At 61.6% G+C, this 4329-nt stretch carries 6 protein-coding genes; 4 read left to right on the plus strand and 2 right to left on the minus strand.

The features are described 5' to 3' along the window. Nucleotides 1-262 (minus strand): AEC family transporter (locus EOA86_RS24175; RefSeq protein WP_206630117.1); only part of this gene is annotated, 262 nt, incomplete at its 3' end. A 167-nt stretch (nucleotides 263-429) separates the two neighbouring features. On the opposite strand from EOA86_RS24175, the gene EOA86_RS24180 reads away from it, so the two are divergent. After that, nucleotides 430-978, plus strand: a complete 549-nt coding sequence (locus EOA86_RS24180) for a histidine phosphatase family protein (RefSeq protein WP_128343974.1) — start codon at nucleotides 430-432, stop codon at nucleotides 976-978. 590 nt (nucleotides 979-1568) lie between these two features. Here EOA86_RS24180 and EOA86_RS38830 read toward each other — a convergent pair. After that, nucleotides 1569-1736 (minus strand): hypothetical protein, encoded by a 168-nt coding sequence (locus EOA86_RS38830; protein WP_164891937.1) that lies wholly within the window; start codon nucleotides 1734-1736, stop codon nucleotides 1569-1571. Between the two features lie 379 nt (nucleotides 1737-2115). On the opposite strand from EOA86_RS38830, the gene EOA86_RS24190 reads away from it, so the two are divergent. From EOA86_RS24190 to EOA86_RS24200, 3 genes are all read left to right on the plus strand, one after another. Then, on the plus strand, nucleotides 2116-2397 hold the full coding sequence (locus EOA86_RS24190; RefSeq protein ID WP_006335407.1) for an acyl carrier protein: 282 nt from the start codon (nucleotides 2116-2118) through the stop codon (nucleotides 2395-2397). Between the two features lie 56 nt (nucleotides 2398-2453). Next, nucleotides 2454-3644 carry a beta-ketoacyl-ACP synthase gene (locus EOA86_RS24195; RefSeq protein WP_127210960.1) on the plus strand — a complete coding sequence of 397 codons (1191 nt, stop codon included), beginning with the start codon at nucleotides 2454-2456 and terminating at the stop codon, nucleotides 3642-3644. 16 nt (nucleotides 3645-3660) lie between these two features. Further along, nucleotides 3661-4329: beta-ketoacyl synthase N-terminal-like domain-containing protein (locus EOA86_RS24200; protein WP_281035688.1), on the plus strand; the 669-nt coding region annotated here is incomplete at its 3' end.

The following is a 4329-nucleotide window of genomic DNA, read 5'->3' on the forward strand; positions in this document are numbered from 1 at the left end:
ACACCCGCGTGATCACCAGATGGCCTCCAGCCCAGGTGACCGCGGCAGCCGTGAAATAGGCTCCCCAGAACGACCAGGGCGCGGCACCATGGAAATCGGCATTGACCATGGTGCGGAACAGAAGCAGCGGCATCGCCACCCCGACGGCGAATTCGGCGATGGCCTCGCCCGCCTCGGCCTTCAGATAGCCGGTGAGCCCGGCCAGATAGCCGAGCGCGACAAGGCCGAAGACAAAAAGGACAGTTTCGATGAGTGGAGACATTTTTCTCCTGATAGGCGAGCCGGGATTGCAGCGCAATCACCCCGCCTTACGAAGCGGTCTGTTCCCACAAACAGCCGGGATTGGTCGTGCCTTGTTTTTCGACCGGCTTTGCCGTCCCTATATGCGGGCACCGGAACCCACCTCCGGTGACCGGAAAAGGACGTTTGATGCTTCGATTTGTGCTGGCGCTATTGCTGCTCGTCATTCCCGCGTCGGCCCATGCGACTGAAGCCGGCTGGGCGCTGTTGCGCGACGGCGGACATGTGGTGCTGCTTCGCCATGCCATGGTGACCGGCACCACCGATCCGGCGAATTTCGACATCGAGAAATGCGCGACCCAGGTCAATCTCTCGGTGCGCGGCAAGCAGCAGGCGCGCAAGATCGGCGCGCTGTTCGCCGCCCGCGCCGCGCCCGTCGAGCGCATACTGTCCAGCCGCTATTGCCGCTGCCTCGACACGGCCCGCATCGCTTTCAGGGCGGAACCCGAACCGTTCGCGCCACTTGACCTGCTGAAGACAGACGCGAGCGAGAAAGCCGCCCAGCTCGAGGCGATCATGAACGAGATCCGCGGCTATTCCGGTTCCGACAATGTGGTCATGGTCACCCATTTGGAGAACATCATGGCTCTGACCGGCATCTCGCCGCGCGAAGGCGAAGCCGTGATCGTCGAGCTGCAAGGCGACGGCCTGCGCGTGCTCGGCCGCGTCACCTTCTAATCTGCGCTGGAGACGGTTGAAGCGTTCGCTAGGGGTGAAAATCTTGCGCTGGTACCCTAAGCGGAATACCGGTTCCGACCCTTCTTTGCCATTGTTCGGAGAAAGTTGAAGGGGAAGCCGTGACCCGTTGCGGTCTTTCAGTTGCGAGCGTCGCTTGCTGGAGCTGCGTTAGTCGGTCGGGGGCCAATGGTATTTTTAATGGAACGCTAATATACATAGACGCTCGAACGAGCAGCGGCTGCCAAATACTTGAGGAATGCCATGCGAAGATTAATCTTCACGGCAATGTGTATCGCCACCGCGACAGCCGCTAGCGCCCACGATTGGTACGAGGACAAGGTTGACCCACAGACGAAATTCAAGTGTTGCGGTGGTTCTGATTGCCGCGCCATACCACGGTCTTCGGTGCGGTCCAGGATAGACGGTGGTTACACTTACTTGCCGCATAATTTCATCATCCCCCGGGACCGTGTACAGGAATCCCCGGACGGCCAATACCATATCTGCGAGAGTACCTACGTCGTAACTAATCAGCTATATTGGCGTTGCTTTTTCGCACCTCGTGCCAATGTCTCTCTACTTCTCCCACGTTAATGATACTGCGCGTCGTGGCCGGAATCGACATCGGCAAGGTACGTAGCTGTGGCAAATTCAGTCGCGCCACTCGCTGCCCTGAATAGACGTTCGCGTTCGCTACACGGGAAAATCATCGGCCCCGAAAGCACGATGCCGTGGCTGCGCTCAAGATGGTTTGTCATCCTCCTCCCCGCCGGTTTCCGCCAGACCGTGGCTGTCCGCTGCGCCAAGCTCAAGCCCGTAGATGCGCTTCAATTGGCCGATCGTTTCCAGGGTCACCGGGGAAAACGGCGTCTGGCCTTCAAAAGCACGATGCCCTCGACGACGTCACTCAGGCTCATGTCGCGATGTTCGGCCAAGGCCCTGAGCACCTTCACGCAATGACCAGAGATGGGATGGTTGCGGCATATCGCCGGGAGGTTCCCGCGACCCTATTGCCCTGGCAGAACAGCCACCCCATCTGCGCCCGACGTATCAGGCCCTTTTCCTGCCCGGAAAAACCGATTAGACAGCGCGCAAACACATGCGGACAGATTCCGCCCGCAACCGAAGGAAAAGCCCTTGTCCACCACGTTCGACAAAGTAGCCAAGATCATCGCCGACACCAGTGAGATCGATATCGACACGATCACCCCTGAAAGCCACACTATCGACGATCTCGGCATCGACAGCCTCGACTTCCTCGACATCGTCTTTGCCATCGACAAGGAATTCGGCATCAAGGTGCCGCTGGAAAAGTGGACGCAAGAGGTCAATGACGGCAAGGCCTCGACCGACGATTACTTCGTCATGAAGAACCTGTGCGCCAAGATCGACGCTCTGGTCGCGGCCAAGAACGCCTGAAATGGTTCAGCCCGCGATCTTGATGCGCCTTCAAACCTGACCCACAACAACCGCCCATGAGTCCCCACCACGTCGTCATCTCAGGCATCGGCCTTGTCTCTTCGCTGGGCGAAGGTCCGGATGCGCATTGGCGCAAACTCGCCCAGCCGGGCCTGGAACCCGTGCTCGAAGCATCGCGCTTCTCGCCCTACACCATCCACCCGCTGCCGGAGATCGACTGGAACCTGCAGATCGCCAAGCGCGGCGACCAGCGGCAGATGGAAACCTGGCAAAGGCTCGGCACCTACGCCGCCGGCATGGCGCTCGACGACGCCGGCATCAAGGGCAATGACGAACTTTGCACGACCATGGACATGGTGGTGGCTGCCGGCGGCGGCGAGCGCGACGAAACCGTCGACGCCGACATTCTCGCGGCTTCGGAAAGCCGCAACGACCGTGACGTCCTGCTCAACGAGAAACTGACCACCGAGTTGCGGCCGACGCTGTTTCTGGCGCAGCTTTCCAACCTGCTCGCCGGCAACATCTCGATCGTTCACAAGGTGACCGGCTCGTCGCGCACCTTCATGGGCGAGGAAGGCGCCGGGGTCGCTGCCGTCGAGACGGCCGCCGCACGTATCCGCTCCGGCCAGTCGACGCATATCCTGGTCGGCGGCGCCTTCCAGACCGAGCATTCGGACATGCTGCTTGGCTATGAACTGGCCGGCTATCTGCATCGCGGCCCCTGGAGGCCGGTCTGGCAGAGACAAGGCCTGCAAGGCGGTGGCGTGGTGACGGGATCAGGCGGCGCGTTTCTTGTCCTGGAACAGCGCGAACATGCGATCAGCCGCGGGCGAAAGATCTATGCCGAACTCGGCCCCGTCATATCCGGACGCGCAAAACGCCGGCAGGGCGAACTCGATGCCGAGATTGCCGCCCTGCTCAGGCAGGCGGCATTGCCGAACGGCGAGTTGCTGACGATTTCGGGCGCTTCGGGTGCCCATACCGCTACTGCTGCCGAGAAATCGGCGCTCGACGCCAATCCGGCGATTGCCGCACGCGGCTTTTCGACGCTGACCGGCCACATGAAGGAAGCACAGTTTCCCTTCGCCGTGGCGCTGGCGGCACTGGCTGTCGAACGTAAGGCCGCCTACCCGGCTTTTGACCCCGCCACCGAGAAGCGGTTCAACGGCATTCCCAGGACCGTCCTTGCAACGGCGGTCGGCTATCACCAATTCGAGGGCTTGGCGTTGGTCAACGCCGCCGATTAAAGATCCGGGACAAGTCATGGCCAATCTGAACGACCACATGGGCAGGCCGATCGTCGCCGTCACCGGTATCGGCGTGGTGACTTCGCTGGGTGTCGGCAAGGTCGACAATTGGGCAGCGCTCACCGCGGGCAAGTCCGGCATCCATCCGATCACCCGCTTTCCGGTTGACCATCTGAACACCCGCATCTCCGGCATGGTCGATTTCCTGCCGTCGAGCTCCAAAGGCGCCAGTCTTCTTACCTACGATCTCGCCGAGATCGCCGCGCAGGAAGCCGTGGCCGAAGCCGGCATTGATTCGGGCGATTTCGGCGGGCCGCTTTTCCTCGCCTCGCCGCCGGTCGAACTCGACTGGAGCGAGCGCTTTTCGCTCTACAATTCCGACAAGCACGACATCGGCGCCGAACGGCTGCTTCGCGTGGCGCGCGGCTTGAAGGAACTCGATGTTTTCGAAACCACCCAGTTCGGTTCGATCGCCGACCGGCTCGCCGACCGTTTTGGGACGCGCGGCCTGCCGATCACGCTGTCGACGGCCTGCGCCTCGGGCGCCACCTCGATCCAACTCGGCGTCGAGGCGATCCGCCGCGGCGAATGCGACAGGGCGCTGTCGATCGGCGCCGACGGCTCGGCAACGGCCGAGGCGCTGATCCGTTTCTCCCTGCTTTCGGCGCTCTCCACGCATAACGAC

It is taken from the genome of Mesorhizobium sp. M5C.F.Ca.IN.020.32.2.1 (assembly GCF_004023105.1).
In the GTDB taxonomy this organism is placed as follows: Bacteria; Pseudomonadota; Alphaproteobacteria; order Rhizobiales; family Rhizobiaceae; genus Mesorhizobium; species Mesorhizobium wenxiniae.

What these genes read in the sequence shown, in the direction of transcription:
- EOA86_RS24180 (WP_128343974.1), top strand. Translation starts at nt 430, where the DNA reads ATGCTTCGATTTGTGCTGGCGCTATTGCTGCTCGTCATTCCCGCGTCG.
- EOA86_RS24195 (WP_127210960.1), top strand. Translation starts at nt 2,454, where the DNA reads ATGAGTCCCCACCACGTCGTCATCTCAGGCATCGGCCTTGTCTCTTCG.
- EOA86_RS38830 (WP_164891937.1), bottom strand. Translation starts at nt 1,736, where the DNA reads ATGACAAACCATCTTGAGCGCAGCCACGGCATCGTGCTTTCGGGGCCG.